15 protein-coding genes are annotated in these 16,908 nt (G+C 66.2%); 10 read left to right on the forward strand and 5 right to left on the reverse strand.

The window, feature by feature from the left end; translation table 11 throughout:
- Nucleotides 1-112: 112 nt before the first annotated feature.
- Nucleotides 113-2,872, reverse strand: coding sequence for a TonB-dependent receptor (locus tag ACQG3P_RS06610; RefSeq protein WP_426804574.1), 2,760 nt, complete (start codon nt 2,870-2,872; stop codon nt 113-115).
- A 274-nt stretch (nt 2,873-3,146) separates the two neighbouring features.
- Here ACQG3P_RS06610 and ACQG3P_RS06615 point away from each other — a divergent pair, with 274 nt between their 5' ends.
- The 3 genes from ACQG3P_RS06615 to ACQG3P_RS06625 are packed head-to-tail and all read left to right on the forward strand — an operon-like array spanning nt 3,147 to nt 5,177.
- On the forward strand, nt 3,147-4,163 hold the full coding sequence (locus ACQG3P_RS06615) for a sugar kinase (protein ID WP_426804575.1): 1,017 nt from the start codon (nt 3,147-3,149) through the stop codon (nt 4,161-4,163).
- Entirely contained in the window at nt 4,150-4,788 is a 639-nt protein-coding gene (gene eda, locus ACQG3P_RS06620; RefSeq protein ID WP_068848083.1) for a bifunctional 4-hydroxy-2-oxoglutarate aldolase/2-dehydro-3-deoxy-phosphogluconate aldolase, read from the forward strand. Before ACQG3P_RS06615 ends, eda begins: the two co-directional genes overlap by 14 nt.
- Nucleotides 4,789-4,793: 5 nt before the next feature.
- Nucleotides 4,794-5,177: a hypothetical protein gene (locus ACQG3P_RS06625; protein ID WP_426804576.1), complete on the forward strand. Its 384-nt coding sequence runs from the start codon at nt 4,794-4,796 to the stop codon at nt 5,175-5,177.
- 14 nt (nt 5,178-5,191) lie between these two features.
- Here the strand turns inward: ACQG3P_RS06625 and ligD are convergent, their stop codons facing one another.
- From ligD to ACQG3P_RS06640, 3 genes are all read right to left on the reverse strand, one after another.
- Nucleotides 5,192-7,747, reverse strand: a complete 2,556-nt coding sequence (gene ligD / locus ACQG3P_RS06630; RefSeq protein WP_426804577.1) for a DNA ligase D — start codon at nt 7,745-7,747, stop codon at nt 5,192-5,194.
- A gap of 5 nt (nt 7,748-7,752) precedes the next feature.
- Complete coding sequence (locus ACQG3P_RS06635; protein WP_426804578.1) at nt 7,753-8,709, reverse strand: Ku protein; 957 nt, start codon at nt 8,707-8,709, stop codon at nt 7,753-7,755.
- Between the two features lie 96 nt (nt 8,710-8,805).
- Nucleotides 8,806-9,204 (reverse strand): hypothetical protein, encoded by a 399-nt coding sequence (locus tag ACQG3P_RS06640; RefSeq protein ID WP_426804579.1) that lies wholly within the window; start codon nt 9,202-9,204, stop codon nt 8,806-8,808.
- A gap of 154 nt (nt 9,205-9,358) precedes the next feature.
- Here ACQG3P_RS06640 and ACQG3P_RS06645 point away from each other — a divergent pair, with 154 nt between their 5' ends.
- A complete protein-coding gene (locus ACQG3P_RS06645) occupies nt 9,359-9,700 on the forward strand; it encodes a hypothetical protein (protein WP_426804580.1) in 342 nt (113 codons plus the stop codon).
- A 21-nt stretch (nt 9,701-9,721) separates the two neighbouring features.
- On the opposite strand, the gene ACQG3P_RS06650 is transcribed toward ACQG3P_RS06645, so the two are convergent.
- On the reverse strand, nt 9,722-11,857 hold the full coding sequence (locus tag ACQG3P_RS06650) for a TonB-dependent receptor family protein (protein WP_426804581.1): 2,136 nt from the start codon (nt 11,855-11,857) through the stop codon (nt 9,722-9,724).
- A gap of 149 nt (nt 11,858-12,006) precedes the next feature.
- Between ACQG3P_RS06650 and ACQG3P_RS06655 the strand changes: the two genes are divergently transcribed.
- The 6 genes from ACQG3P_RS06655 (at nt 12,007) to ACQG3P_RS06680 (ending at nt 16,851) form a co-directional block, all read left to right on the forward strand.
- Nucleotides 12,007-13,209 carry an aromatic amino acid transaminase gene (locus ACQG3P_RS06655; RefSeq protein WP_068854474.1) on the forward strand — a complete coding sequence of 401 codons (1,203 nt, stop codon included), beginning with the start codon at nt 12,007-12,009 and terminating at the stop codon, nt 13,207-13,209.
- Nucleotides 13,210-13,364: 155 nt separating this feature from the next.
- Nucleotides 13,365-14,378, forward strand: coding sequence for a class 1 fructose-bisphosphatase (locus ACQG3P_RS06660; protein WP_426804582.1), 1,014 nt, complete (start codon nt 13,365-13,367; stop codon nt 14,376-14,378).
- A 101-nt stretch (nt 14,379-14,479) separates the two neighbouring features.
- Nucleotides 14,480-15,190, forward strand: coding sequence for a 2OG-Fe(II) oxygenase (locus ACQG3P_RS06665; RefSeq protein WP_068848069.1), 711 nt, complete (start codon nt 14,480-14,482; stop codon nt 15,188-15,190).
- A 320-nt stretch (nt 15,191-15,510) separates the two neighbouring features.
- Entirely contained in the window at nt 15,511-15,831 is a 321-nt protein-coding gene (locus tag ACQG3P_RS06670) for a SymE family type I addiction module toxin (protein WP_426804583.1), read from the forward strand.
- Nucleotides 15,832-15,930: 99 nt separating this feature from the next.
- On the forward strand, nt 15,931-16,311 hold the full coding sequence (locus ACQG3P_RS06675) for a tautomerase family protein (RefSeq protein WP_426804584.1): 381 nt from the start codon (nt 15,931-15,933) through the stop codon (nt 16,309-16,311).
- 138 nt (nt 16,312-16,449) lie between these two features.
- Nucleotides 16,450-16,851 carry a GFA family protein gene (locus ACQG3P_RS06680; protein ID WP_426804585.1) on the forward strand — a complete coding sequence of 134 codons (402 nt, stop codon included), beginning with the start codon at nt 16,450-16,452 and terminating at the stop codon, nt 16,849-16,851.
- Nucleotides 16,852-16,908 lie beyond the last annotated feature (57 nt).

The raw sequence follows: 16,908 nt of genomic DNA on the forward strand, positions 1-16,908 counted from the left end.
TGTTTTTGTTTTTTTATTCCACCCCTCCCCCTCCGCGGGCGCCCACCCACCGGTGGGGGGGGGCCGGGGGGGGGCCCCCCCCCCCCCCCCCCCCCGCCGGGTCTGCGATGGATCAGAACTTGTAGCGCGCGCCCAGCATGAACTGCCGGCCGGTTTCGGTGTACTGAAGCGGCAGGCGACCGGTGGCCGGCGAGTACACCCACTCGTCGCTGGCTTCGTTGGTCAGGTTCATGCCTTCCAGGCTCAGCTCCAGCTTGTCGCTGATCGCGTAGCGGATCGAGGCGTCGATGAAGGTGGTGCCTGTCATGCCGTGGGTACCGTCCACGTTGAAGCCTGCTTCGGTGCCCGGCACCTGGGTCAGGTAATCGTCGCGGTTGGTGGCCGAAACGCGGCCGGAGAACACCTTGCCTTCGTAGAACAGCGTGGCATTCCAGCTCGACTTGGACAGACCGGTCAGGTCGGCCTTCATCACCGGCTGGCCGCTGGAGTTGATGTACTGGATCTGCGATTCAACCCAGGTGTAGTTCAACTGGATGCCCAGGTTGGACCAGTTGCCCGGCAGGAAGGTGAAGGGCTGGGTGTAGTTCGCTTCCACACCGTGCAGCTCGCCACCGGGGGTGTTGACCGGCTTGGTGTAGGTGAAGTCATCGGCCGGCGACGCGCCGGTACCGATCAGCAGCTCGGCTGGAAGGCCGCTGGCGCTGTACGGCGCAACTTCGCGGGTGGTCTGCACGAAGCTTTCGATGTCCTTGTAGAACAGGCCGATACCGGCCATGGCGCCTTCGCTGAAGTACCACTCGAAGCCCAGGTCCACGTTGGTGGCCCGGATCGGGTCGAGGTTCGGATTGCCGCTGGAGATCGTGCGCGCACCGCCGGCCACGGCCACCGTGGCGCCCGGAGTCAGGCTGCCCAGGCCCGGGCGGCTCATCACCTTGGCCGCACCCAGGCGGATCAGGAAGTCCGGCGCCACTTCGGCCACCACGTTGAACGAAGGCAGGGTGTCGTCGTAGCTGCGGTCCACCGTGGTGGACACGGTGCCGGTGGCCAGCGTGGAAAGACCGGTGGAGCTCTGCTTGGTCTTGACGTAGCGCACACCGAAGTTGCCGGAGAACGGAATGCTGCCCAGGTCGGTGGAGAATTCGCCCATCAGGTAACCGCCGCGGTCTTCCTCATCCACGCTGCGCACGTTGTTGGCGCGCGGCGCGACGGCGAAGATGCCCGAGTTGCTGTAGATGTCGAACTGGCCGGCAATGGCGTCCAGGTTCGGCACGACCCACTGGTCGGGCGTACCGGTGATGCCCTTCAGGCCGGCCTGCTCGGTCATGTCCACCGGCACGATCTTGGTGCCGTTGGGGAAGTTGGGCACGGCCAGTTCGCTGGCGCGGCGCAGTTCCACGGTGCTGAAGGTGTAGTTCTTGGCCAGGATGCCGCCCTTCAGGCGGAAGCCGGGGCTGATGTTCCAGTTGAAATCGACCTGGCCGGTGTCGAAGTCATTGTCGACGTACTGCGGGCGCAGGCGGATTTCCGCCAGTTCCCAGCCCGCCGGGTTGGTCGGGTCGATGCCGTAGTTCAGCTTCGGGAACCGGCTGTTGCCCCGGTAGTCGTAGCTGTAACCATCCACATCGTACTTGTCCATGATGATGGTGGTCTGGATCGGGTTCTCGTGCTTTGAGCGCGAGATGCCGACCTTGCCGGACAAGGTGAAGTCATCGCCGAAGCGGTGCTGGCCGTTCAACGCGATCTGCTTGAACTCGGTGCTCCACTCGTCGTGGCGGTTTTCGGTGCGGATGTCGACGTTGTCGAATTCACCGTAGACCAGCGCGTTGTTCTCGATCACGCCATCCTTGACGATCATGTTCGGCTTGCCGACCAGGCGCGGGGTGCTGCTGGTGCCGCGGCTGAAGGAAATGGCTTCGATGTAGTGCTCGTCGCGCTCGGCGTCGATCTTCGAGTACAGCGCATCCAGCGAGATTTCAGTGGCGTCGGTCGGCTTCCACTGCAGGGTGCCGGTCACGCCCAGGCGCTTCTGCTCGTGTTCCATCTGCACGTAGCGCGGGAAGCGCGGGTGGTAGACGTTGGCCGAACGCGCGGCGGCGAACGGCGAAGACGCGCTGAAGTTGCCGTTGCTCGGGCCGTTGGCCCAGCGGCCGGTGTTGGAACCTTCTTCCAGCGCCTGGCGCTCGGAATAGGCCACCGACAGCAGGCCGCCGAAGGTGCCATCGGCCCAGGTGTTGGAGATCAGCGCGGCGACGCGCGGGTCGGCCTTCTCGGCCATGGCGTTGTAGCTGGCCTGGCCGCTGGCGGCGAAGGTGTAGCCGTCGTAATCGAACGGGCGCGCGGTGCGCAGGTCGACCGTGGCGCCCAGCGAGCCTTCTTCCACGTCGGCCGACGCGGTCTTGCGCACGATCAGCTGCGAGAACAGGTCCGAGGCGAACACGTTGAAGTCGAAGCCACGGCCGCGGTTGGTGCCGCCGCTCTGGTCGCCCGCGCCTACCGTGGTCAGCGCTTCCATGCCGTTGATGCGGACGCGGGTGAAATCCGGACCCAGGCCGCGCACCGAGATGTTGCGGCCTTCACCGGCTTCACGGGTGATGACCACGCCCGGCACGCGCTGCAGCGACTCGGCCAGGTTCAGATCGGGGAACTTGCCGATATCCTCGGCAACGATGGCGTCGACCACGCCCGATTCGCTGCGCTTGATGTCCAGCGCCTTCTCGACGCTGGCGCGGTAGCCGGTGACGGTGACGGTATCCAGGTCGGTGGCTGTGGCCGGGGCAGGATCCTGCGCCAGGGTGGTACCGCTCAGCGCCAGGCCGATGGACAGGGCGAGCAAGGTAACCGGTGTCTTTTTATGGATGTTTCGATATTGCATGTTTTCCCTCTCCCAAGGTGCTACATGAAACAGCTATCCGGCGACATGTCAGTGCAATGACACCGCTGGTCAGGGCGGACGTTAACAGTCCGTTGGGGATCGGGCATCTTGCACCGCAACAGACTTTCAATGTCCCGTAGACGCTTGCGGGACATGGGTTCCGACAAACCGGCCGGGTAGACGAAGGCCGCCGCACCGCTAGAATGACACCGCTAGCCATTACTGTCCGGGCCCTGACCCGCAGGTCATGCCCACCACGAAGGGATCCATCGCCATGAGTCGTGTTGTCTGTTTCGGGGAGTTGTTGCTGCGCATGAGCGCGCCGGGCCGTGAGCTGCTGCTGCAGACGCCGCAGCTGGCCGTGCATGCCGGCGGCGCGGAGGCGAACGTGGGGGTTTCGCTGGCCCACTTCGGGCACACCGTGCAGATGGTCAGCACGCTCCCGGCCAACCCGCTGGGCCAGTTCGTGGCCGGGGAACTGCGAAAGCATGGCGTGGGCACCTCCAATGTGCAGACCCGTCCGGGCCGCATGGGACTGTACTTCCTCACCACCGGGGCGGTGCAACGCGCCAGCGAAGTGGTCTACGACCGCGTGGACTCTGCATTCTCGCTGGGCACGGCGGCCGACTACGACTGGGATGCGCTGCTGCGCGGCGCGCAGTGGCTGCACCTGTCCGGGGTGAGCCCGGCGCTGAACCCGGCGATGGCCGAGGCAACCCTGGTCGCAGCGCGCGCGGCGTGCGAGCGCGGGGTCAAGGTCTCCTTCGACGGCAACTTCCGCCCGTCGCTGTGGGCGCGCTGGGAAGGCGATGCACCGCGCATCCTGCGTGAGCTGTTCGGCTGCGCCACGGTGGCTTTTGCCGACTACCGCGATATCGGCGTGGTGCTGGGCGGGCAGTTCGAGCAGCCCGCGCTGGCCGACCGCGTGGACGCCGCTGCGATACAGGCCTTCGCCGCCTTCCCGCGCCTGCAGTGGATGGCATGCACGCAGCGCACACCGGTCAGCGTGGATCACCACACGCTCGGCGCGATGCTGCTGGGCCGCGACGGCACCCGCGCGGTGGCGCCCGCGCGCGAATTGATCGGCATCGTCGACCGCATTGGCGGCGGCGATGCATTCGCTGCCGGCATCCTGCATGGCATGATGCAAGGGTTCGAACCGGACATGATCGTGCGTTTCGGCCTGGCCGCGGCCAGCCTGAAGCATTCCATCCCCGGTGATTTCAACCCCGTCAGTGAAGCTGACGTACTGGCCCTGACGGGCGAGGAGCGATTCGATGTCCGGCGCTGATCCGCGCGTACGCGCAGTCCTGAAACTGGCCCCGGTGATTCCGGTGTACACCCCTGAAAGCGTGGACGAGGCGGTGCATGTCGCCCAGGCGCTGTTCAACGGTGGGCTGCCGGTGATCGAGGTGACCCTGCGTACCGCCATTGCGATGGAGGCGATCCAGGCAATGGTGGAAGCCGTGCCCGATGCGGTGGTCGGTGCCGGTACCGTGCTGACCGCCACCCAGATGGAGCGGGTCAAGGCCGCAGGTGGCCGCTTTGCGGTGGCGCCCGGTGCGACCGAACGGCTGTACGCCGCCGCGCGCGATACCGACCTGCCGTTCCTGCCGGGCGTGGCCACCTCGTCCGAGCTGATGCTGGGGCTGGAGCACGGGCTGGATACGTTCAAGTTCTTCCCTGCGGTGCAGGCCGGTGGCACGGCAATGCTGTCGGCATGGAACGGCCCGTTCGGCGATGTGCGGTTCTGCCCGACCGGCGGAATCAGCGCGCAGACCGCGCGCGATTTCCTGCACTTGCCCAATGTGCTGTGCGTCGGTGGGTCCTGGTTGACCACGCGGGCGCTGCTGCAGGCGCGCGATTGGGCGGGGATCGAGGAACTGGCGCGGGCATCGGCGGCGCTGGTGGGCTGAGCGCGATGTCCGCACTGTCCACCGGGAAGACCGTAGTGCTCTCGGTGCTCTGCGTCGTCGTGGCGCTGTTCGTGCTGGGCATGGTGAGCGGTGCCGGTGGATGGGTCGCGCCTTGGCTGGGCTTGGGCGAGGGCGAGGTGCGGCTGGCGTGGGACCTGGGCTGGACGATCCTGGGTGGCATTGCCGCTACGGCATTTGCGGCGCGCTATGCGCCGATGTGGCCGTACGTACATGGCGGCGTGGTGTGGGTGTTGATTGCCGCCGCGTCAGTGTTTGCCGCGTGGGACATGGGCAGCGATTACCCGTACTGGTTCGTGGTGACATTGTTGGTGTCGTTGCCGGTGCAGGCGATTGGAATCTGGTTGGGGGCGCGATATCGGCCTCGGTGAGTCCGCGCCCCCGATCACAGCGCAGGCAACACCTGCTTGACCTGATCGATCCCTTCCCAGGGATCTTTCTTCAGCTTCTGCGCACGCTGCAGCGCCTTGGGCAACGGAAACGCATCGGCGGCGGTGACACGTCCCAGCTCTTCCCAGCGCAGCGGCACTGCCACGCCGGCTGATGGCCTGGCACGCAGCGACCACGAACACACGCTTGTGGCGCCGCGCGCATTGCGCAGCCAATCAATGAAGATCACGCCGGTGCGCTTGGCCTTGCTCATCGTGGCCACGTAGCGATCCGGTGCATGCTCGGCCATCGCCTGGGCGAACGATTCGCAGAAATCCTTGGCCTGCGCCCAATCCGCCTTGGGCGTGAGTGGCACCACCACGTGGATGCCCTTGCCGCCGGACAGGCGTACGAAGCTCTCCAGCCCGATCTCCTGCAGGCGGTCGCGCACATCGCGTGCCGCAGCCTTGATCGCTGTCCAGGTCACGCCCTCACCGGGATCCAGGTCGAACACCAACCGGTCAGGATGCTCGGGGTCGTCCACGCTGGCGCCCCACGGGTGCAGCTCCAGGGTGTTCATCTGCACCAGCTGCAGCAGGCCTTCGGTGTCTTCGATATAGAGGTAGTCCTCGCGGCCGCTCTTCTGCTCCAGCGGGATGGCTTCCACCGCATCGCCCAGCCCGGTGCCGTGGTGCTTCTGGAAGAAGCACGGCTTGTCCACGCCATCGGGGCAGCGCAGCAGTGACAGCGGGCGGCGGGCGACCTCGGGCAGGATCCAGCGCGCCATCTGCCGGTAATAGTCGGCGACGTCCCCCTTGGTCAATCTGGCGTTGGCGAACACCACACGTTCGGGGTGCGAGATGGTCACGCCGTCGGCGTAGCGATCAGGCGCTTTCGCCTTTGCGGGTGCCTTGGTGGCCTTCGCGGCCTTGGCAGGTACCTCAGTGGCCGCCGCACCCAGCTCCTTGGCCGTCTTGTCTTCGCGCAGGCGCTTGAAGCTGGCCTGCCGCAGCAGCCCTTCCTTGGCCCAGCCACGGAAGGCGACTTCGGCTACCAGCGTGGGTTTGACCCAATGCACGCTGCTCGCCTTGAACGGCACGTGCGAGGGCAGTTCCACGGCGGCCTTGTCGGTATCCAATGCCTTCAGCTGGCGGTGCATCGCAGCCAGCTTGGCATCATCGAAGCCGGTACCCACGCGGCCCACGTAGCGCAGCCCACCTTTGTCGGGCGCAGCCATCAACAGAGAGCCGAAGCCACTGCGCGATCCCTTCGGGTCGGTGTATCCCACCACCAGGAACTCATCGGTGTTCTCGTGCTTCACCTTCACCCAGCTGGGCGAGCGCGCGTTGACGTATGGCGCATCCACCCGCTTGCTGATGATGCCTTCGAAGCCGGCCTTGCCGCTCGCCTCGAAAACCGCCGGCCCGTGATCGAGCACGTGGTCGCTGTAAGCCAGTGTGCCGGGCGTGTCACCCAGCAGGTCCTTCAGCAGTGTCTTGCGTTCCAGCAGCGGCGCGCGGCTGATGTCCACACCGGCCACGCCGGGCATGTCGAACACCACGTAGCGCAGCGGCTGCCTGGCGGTGCCGTCAATCACTTTCTGCAGGCCGGTGAAATCGCTGCGGCCCTGCGCATCCAGCACCACCAGTTCGCCATCCAGGCGCAGGTCGGTGACCGGCAGTGCCTGAATGGCCTGCACCACTTCCGGGAAATCTTCGGTCCAGTTCAAGCCGTTGCGTGAGCGCAGCGCTACTGCGCCGTCGCGCACATCGGCCAGCAGGCGGTAGCCATCCCACTTGATCTCGTGCAGCCAGGTTTCGCCGTCGGGTGCAGTGTCGCGGTGGTCGGTAAGCAGGGGTTTGAAGTCGTGGGGGTAAGGCTTGTCGCGTGCATGCTGCAGCGACAGCGCGCGTTTTGCCCAGCGCGCGTCGGCATTGCGGCGCGCAACCGGCTTGATTGTCCTTGTCGTCCTGGAAGAGCGGCTGGAGCTTGTCTTTGTGGTCGTGGTGGACTTGATGGTCTTCACGGTCTTCGTAGACGTTCGCTTCGGTGGCACAGCCTCCTCCAGCAGCGCGTCCGCGTCGGTATCGCGCGCCTCTTCGTCATCACGCTTGATCAGCAGCCACTGATGCTGCTTCCCTTTCATGTTGGTGCGCACCAGCTTCCAGCCGCCCTTGAGCCGGCTCCCATGCAGCACGAAATCGACTTTGCCGGCGGCGATCGCCTCCAGCGGGTCGCCATCACAGGCCCACGTGCCGTGGTCGTAGACATCCACATGCCCGGCGCCGTAGTGGCCTTCGGGAATATCGCCCTCGAACGTGGCGTAGGACAGCGGGTGGTCTTCCACCTCCACCGCCAGCCGCTTCTCGCCCACGCGCAGCGACGGTCCCTTCGGCACCGCCCAGCTCTTCAGCACGCCATCGGCTTCCAACCGGAAATCGTAGTGACGTGCACTGGCGTGATGCAGCTGCACTACGAAGATCGGGCGGCGTGCGACGGCGCCCCGGCGCTCGTCGTCGGGTTCGGGGGTTTCACCGAAGCGGCGCTTGCGCCGGTACTCCTGCAACGACATGGCGCTTACCCGGCCTTGCGCGTCGGCGCGCTCTTGGCAGTCTTCTTCGTCGCCTTCGTGGCTTTGGTCGCCTTGGTTGCCGCCTTGGTGGTCTTGGCTGCCTTCTTCGCAGGTGCCGCCTTCTTCACCACTTTCGACACCGCCGTCTTCTTGGCCGGGGTGCGTTTCTTCGCATCCAGGCTCTTCTGCAGCAGCGACATGAAGTCCACCACGTTGGTGGTGGCGTCATGCGGCGCGGCCGGCTCGTCTTCCACGGCGGTGGTGCCGCCCTTCTGCTTGATGCGCTTGGTCAGCACTGCCTGCAGGCGTTCGCGGAATTCGTCGTGGTAGTCGTCCGGCATCCATTCACCGGACATCGATTCGATCAGCTGCTCGGCCATCGCCGTTTCCTTGCTGCTTATCCGGTAGTCGGCCAGCGAGCCGGTAGGCAGCTTGTGTTCTTCCGGATCCACCAGCTCCTGCGGGTAGCGCAGGATCAGCAGCACCAGCGCATGCTCGTGCGGCATCACCGCGCAGAGGTATTCGCGGGTGCGCACCACCACGCGGGCAATCCCCACCTTGCCGGTGCTGCGCAGGGTCTCGCGCAGCAGCACGTAGCCCTTCTCGGCCTTTTTGCCCGGTACCAGCAGGTAGGGCTTTTCGAAGTAGCGCGGGTCGATCTGGCTGGCGTCGACGAAGCTTTCCACTTCCACGGTTTCGTGGCTTTCCGGCGCGGCCGATTTGATATCGGCCTCATCCAGCACGACATAACTGCCCTTGTCGTATTCGTAAGCCTTGACGATGTCCTTCCACGGCACTTCTTCGCCGGTGTCGGCGTTGACCCGCTCGAAGCGGATCGGCTTGCGGTCGCGTGAATCGAGCATGCGGAAGCTGAGGTCGGTCTTGCGCTCGCCCGACATCAGCGACACCGGCACATTCAGCAGCCCGAATGACAGGGTTCCAGTCCAGATCGGTCGGGCCATGGCGGCGCCACTCCAGTGCAAGGCGGGAGGCCAGCTGTACCGCGCAGGGCGTGAAACGCCCGTGTCCGGCCCGTAAAGGCCGGCTGCAAGCGCCGCTTACTGCAGCCGGCCGTGCACTGCGGCGGCGGGCATGTGGTCCAGCGCCATCCAGGCGTCTTCGACGATCGCGCGCGCCTGCTGCCAGCCCAGCCGTGACTGGCCGCGCATCTGTTCCCAGTGCTCGGCCAGCTCGCCGTCGGTGTCGTCGTCGCTGCCACGCGGCCAGTCTGCGTAGTGGGTGGTCAGCGCGAAGGCATACGCCGGGTACAGATCCTTCCAGCTGCGCCTTCCCTGACTGCGGCGGCGTTCGTAATCGCTGCGCATGTACTGCAGATAGTCCTGCGCAACGGCCTCCGGCTCTTCGGCGCGCGGACGACGGCCGCGGCGCGCGTTCCGGTCCGGCTGCAGGTAGGCGTTGAACAGCGCGGGTGCGGTACGGCGATCCAGGCGGGGCATGGCACGTCTCCGGCAGCGGTGGGGGTTGGCAGGAATAGCCCCGCCGCCGTTATCCAGCCGTGACAGATCCGTTGAGATCGGCGCGCTGCGCTTCACGTCGGCCTCCCCTCGGGGGTGCGTACAGTCCAGCCAACCCTCCACGGAGACCACCACCATGCATCGCGATCCCCTGCGCGAAGCCACCGCCCCGGTACCGGGCGAACAGCGCGCCAAGCACGACCTGCAGAACGAAGAAGACCGCGGCGCCGGCATGTCGCCCTCCGGAGCGCCCGAGCACATGCGCACCGGCATCGACCCGGTCCACGCCGGTGAGGTACACCCCTCCCGCGACCGTAAGGACCCGGCCGCCGCGCCGCACCCGGGCGGGGAAGAGCATGAGCACCACCGCGCCGCGCGCAAGGCGCACGAGAGCGACAACCAGGACGAGGCATTGGAGGAGACGTTCCCCGCCAGTGACCCTACGTCGCCGTTCGTGCCGGCCAAGATTCCCAAGTGAATGGGGCAGGGTGGGTGTGGATCATTGCCACGCCCACTGCACGCCCACGCTGTAGCGTCGGTCCGGCCCCGGTTCGAAGAACCGCTGGTTGCCGTCGTTGACGATCACCGAGCCGATGTAACGCTGGTCCAGCACGTTGTCCACCCTCGCGAACACCCGCAGCGCGCCCTGCGCGGTGGTCCATTTGCGGGCCGCTTCCAGGTTGAACAGGGCATACCCCGGCGCCTGGTCGGTGGCCAGGTCGTTCACCACCGTGTCGCTTGAGGCCACCACCTCGCCGGCCCACTGCCACGCGCCGGGCTGGTACTGCAGCCGCCCGAACCACTGCTGCTCCGGCACGCCGGGCAGCCGTGAGCCGGCCGCCACCACCGTGTTGGGGACGGCGCAGCCCGTGCCCGCGCACACCAGATACGGCTCCCGCACCGTGGCTTCCACGTAGGTATAGGCCAGGCTGGCCTCCAGCGCTGCGGTGATCGGCAGCTGCAGGCTGGCTTCCACGCCCTGCCGGCGGGTCTTGCCGATGTTGCGGTAGGTGCTGCGCCCGTTGGTGTTGCTGGCAACGGCCAGCTCGTCATCGGTATCGGCGCGGAACACCGCCGCATCGAAGGACGCGCCACCGGCACCGCGCCACTTGCCGCCCAGCTCCAGGTTCCGGCTGCGTGCGGCCGAGAGGTTCAGCGCCAACCCGGCCGCGCCATCTGACCGGTAGCCCAGTTCGTTGAAGGTGGGCGTTTCAAACCCGCGTCCGGCCGAGGCATACACCCGCCAAGCATCGCTGGCGTGGAACACCACCCCGGCCACCGGCGTGGTGGCCGCGTAGTCGCGCGCGCCGCTGTCGTCCGGGTTGCGCGCGGTGATGTAGTGGTCGTTGGAGCGGAACCGCACCTCGCTGTGGCGCACGCCCAGCAGCAGCGACCAGCGCGGCGCCCACTGCCAGAACGCCTGCGCGAACTGGTCCACGTTGCGGACCCGGTCGGCCTGGTCGCGCCGCAGTGCGCCGCGCACACCCAGCGTATCGCCGACAAAATTCTCATAACCGCGTCGATCCTGCTGCTGCTGGTCGGCATTGGCGCCGATCACCACTTCCAGCGGCCGCCCGGCCCAGTCGCCCTGCCAGGCCCAACGCAGGTCCAGCCCGCCATAGCCGCCGTCCAGGTCGATCACCCCGCCGGCATGCAGCGGGTTGGCCTGCGGCCCCGGCGGAATGGCCAGGAACTGCTCCACGCTGCGCTGCCCGGCATAGCCCATCGCGCGCCAGGTCTGGGCCCCTTGGGTGCGGGTGAACACCAGGCCGGCCTGTGCCTGGCGCACCGATTTCCGGGTGTTGTACTGGGTGGCCACCGCCGTGGCCTGGCGCGGGTCCTGCCGCACCTGCTCGCGGGTGAGGCCCAGCGGGTCCTGCGCGTCGGGCGAATCGAAGTAGTTCAGCACCAGGTCCAGCTGGCCGCCGCCCACGTCGGTGCCCAGCCGCGCGTTCACCGATTCGCGGCGCGCTGCGCTGTGCTCGCGCCAGCCATCGGTGCGGAAGTGGTTGGCCGCCACGTTGTAACGCACCGGGCCCTGCTCGCCGCGCAGCTGCGCCCCGGCGCTGAGCGTGCCGTCGCTGCCGCCGGCCACCCGCAGCCGCCAGGGATCGCCGGCCTGGCCATCGGCGCTCCACACCTGCACCACGCCGCCGGACGAGTTGCCGTACAGCGCCGAGAACGGCCCGCGCAGCACCTCCACGCGCTGGGCGGAAAGCATGCTGGCGTGCGAGAGCTGACCCTGCCCATCGGGCATGGTGGCCGGCACCCCGTCCACCAGCACCCGCACCCCGCGCACCCCGAAGGTGGAACGCGCGCCGAAGCCCCGGATGGAAAGCTGGGTGTCCTGGGCCAGGTTCTGGCGGTCGCGTGCGACCACGCCGGGCACCCCGCTCAATGCGTCAGCGATCTGGGCCAGGGTGCCGTTGGCATCGTCATCCAGCCACACCGTGCTGAGCGAGGCCGGCAGATCCACATCGGCCACCTGCTGGCCCCGTGCGGCCTGCACCTGAACCGTGGGCAGCCGCTCGATCGGGGCAGCGGAAACCGGGGCAGCCTGGGCCTGTGCCAGGTTCGGCAGGGCGGTGGCCGAAAGCAGCGCACACCAGTACGCGAGGGGGGTAGGACGGAACATGCGCAGAGGGGAATCTCCAGAAAATGAGCACCGCACGACAGGGTACGGTCCCAAGCGTGACGGCAGCCGCCGCGCCCACGCCGAGGCTTTGTTACGATGAGGTAGTTTCGCGCCAACCTCCCCCATCCGTCATCCGAATGAGTACCGCCGTGTCCTTCTTTGCAAATGTGGAACTGGTCCCGGGCGACCCGATCCTGGGCCTGACCGAGGCATACAACGCCGACAGCCGCCCCACCAAGGTCAACCTGGGCGTGGGCATCTATTACGACGAAAGCGGCCGCATTCCGCTGCTTCGCGCCGTGAAGCAGATCGAGCAGCAGCTGGCTGGCGAAGCCAAACCGCGCGGCTACCTGCCGATCGACGGCCTGCCTGCCTACACCCAGGCCACCCGCGAACTGGTCTTCGGCAAAGATTCGCCGCTGCTGGCCGCCGGCCGCGTGGCCACCTCGCAGACCATCGGTGGCAGCGGTGCCCTGCGCGTGGGCGCGGACCTGCTGCACCGCCTGCTGCCGCACGCCACCATCGCCATCAGCAACCCGAGCTGGGAGAACCATCGCGCGGTGTTCGGCGCGGCCGGCTTTGAAGTGGTCGAGTACGCCTACTTCGACCCGGCCACCCACGGCGTGGATTTCGCCGGCATGCTGGCTGACCTGAACAAGCTGCAGCCGGGCACCGTGGTGCTGCTGCACGCCTGCTGCCACAACCCCACCGGCGCCGACCTCACCGTGGCCCAGTGGAAGCAGGTGGCCGAGCTGCTGAAGGAACGCCAGCTGTTCCCGTTCATCGACATGGCCTACCAGGGCTTCGACAAGGGCATCGACGAAGATGGCGCCGCCGTGCGCATCATCGCCGAGGCCGGCATCGACAGCTTCGTGGTCGCCAACTCGTACTCCAAGTCGTTCTCGCTGTATGGCGAACGCGTGGGCGCGCTGTCGGTGGTGGCCCCGGATGCGAACGCCGCCAAGGCCGTGCAGTCGCAGGTCAAGCGCATCATCCGCACCATCTACTCCAGCCCCTCCACCCACGGCGCGGCCCTGGTGGCCGGCGTGCTGACCAGCCCCGAGCTGCGCCAGCTGTGGGAGCAGGAACTGACCGAGATGCGCGAGCGCATCCACGCCCTGCGCCACGGCCTGGTGGACAAGCTGGTGGCCGCCGGTGCGCCGGAGTTCGCCTTCATCAACGACCAGGCCGGCATGTTCTCGTATTCGGGCCTGAGCCGCGCGCAGGTGGACCGCCTGCGCGACGAGTACGGCATCTACGCCGTCGGCACCGGCCGCATCTGCGTGGCCGCGCTGAACCAGGGCAACCTGGAATACGTGGCCAAGGCTGTGTCGACCGTCGCCAAGGGCTGAGCTGCTGCAACGGTGAAATGAAGGACGGCCGCCACGTGCGGCCGTTTTTCTTTTCGTGCAGGCAGGTTGAAACCGGTTACGTGTCCCGGTTGCCTCGTAATGCCCTGCCGAACGGGCCACAATACGGCCCCCGAAATGTCTTTGGCAGCCATTCCATGTCCCGTACGTCGCTTACCCGGTACCTGATTGAAGAGCAGCACGCAGGCCGCATCAATGCCGACCTGCGCCAGCTCATCGCAGTGGTTGGCCGCGCCTGCACCAACATCTCCATCGCGGTCAGCAAGGGCGCGCTGGGCGGCGTGCTCGGCGACGCCGGTACCGGCAACGTGCAGGGCGAGGCGCAGAAGAAGCTCGATGTGATCAGCAACGAGATCCTGCTCGAGGCCAACGCCTGGGGCGGCCACCTGGCGGCCTGTGCCTCCGAGGAAATGGACCACTGCCAGCCCGTGCCGGACACCTACCCGCGCGGCGACTTCCTGCTGCTGTTCGATCCCCTCGATGGCAGCTCCAACATCGATGTGAACGTCTCGGTCGGTACCATTTTCTCGGTGCTGCGCAGCCCGGCGGGCACCGAACAGCCCACCGACGAGAGCTTCCTGCAGCCGGGCACTGCCCAGATCGCGGCGGGCTACTGCATCTACGGCCCCAGCACGCAGATGGTGCTCACCACCAACCACGGCACCCATTCGTTCACCCTGGACCGTGAAACCGGCGAATTCGTGCTCACCCAGCGTGACATGCGCATTCCAGAGGACACCCAGGAATTCGCCATCAACATGTCCAACCAGCGCCATTGGGAAGCCCCGATGCAGGGCTACGTGCAGGACCTGCTGGCCGGCAAGGAAGGCGCGCGCGGCAAGAACTTCAACATGCGCTGGATCGCCAGCATGGTGGCCGACGTGCACCGCATCCTTACCCGCGGCGGCATCTTCATCTACCCGTGGGATAAGAAGGACCCCAGCAAGGCCGGCAAGCTGCGCCTGATGTACGAAGCCAACCCCATGGGCCTGCTGGTGGAACAGGCCGGCGGCGCCGCCACCACCGGCCGCGAGCGCATCCTGGACATCCAGCCCGACCACCTGCACCAGCGCGTGCCGGTGTTCCTCGGCTCGCGCAACGAAGTGGCCGAAGCCACCCGCTACCACCGCGAGCACGACGCCCGGGCCTGACGTAGCGCGACCCTTTGTGACCCCGTTCCCAATCATGGCAACGGGGTGACACCTGCACCAACACAGGTCACCATCGGGCTGAAACGCCCACGGATGACCCCATGCCGGCCGATACCCCGCTCGACTTCATCGAAGTAATCCACAACGCCATCCCCGTTGAGACCTGCGCCGCCATACAGGCCCAGATGCGCGCCAGCGCACAGCTGAAGCCTGGCGAAGTAGGCAGCGGCGTGTTCCCGGAACTCAAGCACAGCAAGGATCTGCGCATAAGTGGGCGTCCCGAGTGGCGCCAGGTCGAAATCCAGCTGCAACAAGCAGTATTCAGCGGGGTTTTGACTTATCTACGCCGTTATCCACAGGCGTTGATCTCCCCGCTGATGTTGCAGGTACAAGACAACGATGGCACCGCGCGCCGCCTGAAGGCTGAAGATTTCCCCGGCATGGACGACAACGCGCTGTCCGAACTGGCCCGTACGTGCCTGCGCCCGGGCGCCATCAACCTGCAGTGGTACGCGGCGGGCGAGGGCGGTTACCCCTATTGGCACTGCGAGCTGTACCCGCGCGACCCCGGTGCGGAGACCCTGCACCGGCACCTGCTGTGGACGCTGTACCTCAACGACGAGTTCGACGCCGGCGAAACCGAGTTCCTGTTCCAGGACCGGAAGATCGCCCCGCGCACCGGCAGCCTGCTGATTGCGCCTACCGCATTCACCCACACCCACCGGGGCAACCGCCCGCAGGGCGGGGACAAGTTCATTGCGACAAGCTGGATCCTGTTCCAGAGCGCGGAGAAGCTGTACGGGGGTGGGTGATATCTGTGGGCTGATTCACATAGAAACACCATTCGGGATGCTGCAACGGGCTGGACGCGTCAATCAGTAGGCTGTGCCTACTGAAATCGAAAATTCAACAGAAACAATCGTTTTGTGCTCCGCAGCCGACGTCTGCATGGTGAGTGCCGGAGCTCAAAAACTCCGCATAACCGAAAATAGTGGATGCCCCATGTCGGGAGGGTGGTTAATACAAGACCCTTCACCGGGGAATACGCCCGCCGTCTGGTTATGCACGGTTTTTGACCTCCCGACGCCCTCGCCCTCACCGGCGAGGGCCATTCCCCGTTTGGAGGCAAACCATGAAGAGCGACCCGGCCCAGCCGACTGAAGACCAACGCGTCCCGCGCGAGCGGTGGATGCAGTACAGCCAGATCAACAACGTACGTGCGGTTCCGCAGATCTCCGAGCGCGACCGCGACCACGTTGGCCCCGTTCCCTTTGTGATGCTGCGCGGCACCTGGCTGCGCAGGTTCGGCTTTGAAGTGGGTGTCCATATCAGGATTGAAGTGGTCCACGGCCAGATCACCGTCAGGCCGCTGTGGAACGACGGCCAGTTCGAAGGCCAGGGCACTGCGGCAGACAAGCCCATCACGTGGCGCGCGCAAGTAAAGGACCGCTGAGGACCGAGGCTGGGCGGGCCCCACGCAGCGCCATGTAGTGGCACCGCACCCGCCCATGTGCTTCCATTGCCAGGCACACAGATCCGTGAGGAGTCCGCCATGCCCCTGGCCCGCATTGACCTCCGCAAAGGCAAGACCGCCGCCTACCGCCAGCAGGTTGGCCAGGTGGTGTATGACGCCATGCTCAGCATCGGGGTGCCCAAGGATGATCGCTTCCAGATCATCCAGGAGCACGAACGGGATGGGCTCGTCTACGACCCCGGCTACCTGGGTATTGCGCGCACCGATGACTTCATCTGCATCCAGGTCACCTGGAACGAGGGCCGCACGATGGAGCAGAAGAAAGCCTTCTACAGCGCCGTCGCCCATGGCCTGCACGACGCGGTGGGCATTCGTCTTGAGGATGTCTTCATCAATCTGGTGGAGGTGAAGCGCGAGAACTGGTCGTTCGGCAATGGCGTGGCGCAGTATGCGATGTGAGCCTCCCACCGAAGATCAGACCGCGCTCTGCCCGCGTTGCGGAGTGGATGCCGTGGTGGGGTTCAATGGCCCAGTGGATACGACGTGGATTCGGTCCGCGCACCAGATTGGATTTGGTTAGAGCGAAGGTAACTGCACATGCTGAAGGAAGTTGGCGGCGTCCCCATCCAACCCAAGCACCGCGCCACGTGCCACTGCGGCGCCGTGGAACTGGAGCTTGATCTTCCCAACGGCATCGAGAGCCCACGCCGGTGTGACTGCTCGATCTGTCGGCGCAAAGGCGCGGTGGTGGCTTCGGTGCCTCTCTCCGGGCTTCGTGTCGTGAAGGGGGTAGAGCACCTCAAGCGCTACGAGTTCAACACCCACACCGCCAAGCACTACTTCTGCGGCATCTGCGGAATCTATACCCACCACCAACGCCGCTCGAACCCTCATCAGTACGGCTTCAACGTCGGGTGCCTGGAAGGCATCAACCCCTTCGCCATACCCTACGTTCCAGTGGAGGATGGAGTTCACCATCCGGCAGACAGAACAGGCTGACAAACAGTCCGGCAGGGGTTCCGCAGCCTGCGCGCGTGATAATCTGATGGGTTGCAC

It is taken from the genome of Stenotrophomonas sp. SrG, from assembly GCF_050031795.1.
GTDB lineage: Bacteria > Pseudomonadota > Gammaproteobacteria > Xanthomonadales > Xanthomonadaceae > Stenotrophomonas > Stenotrophomonas rhizophila_A.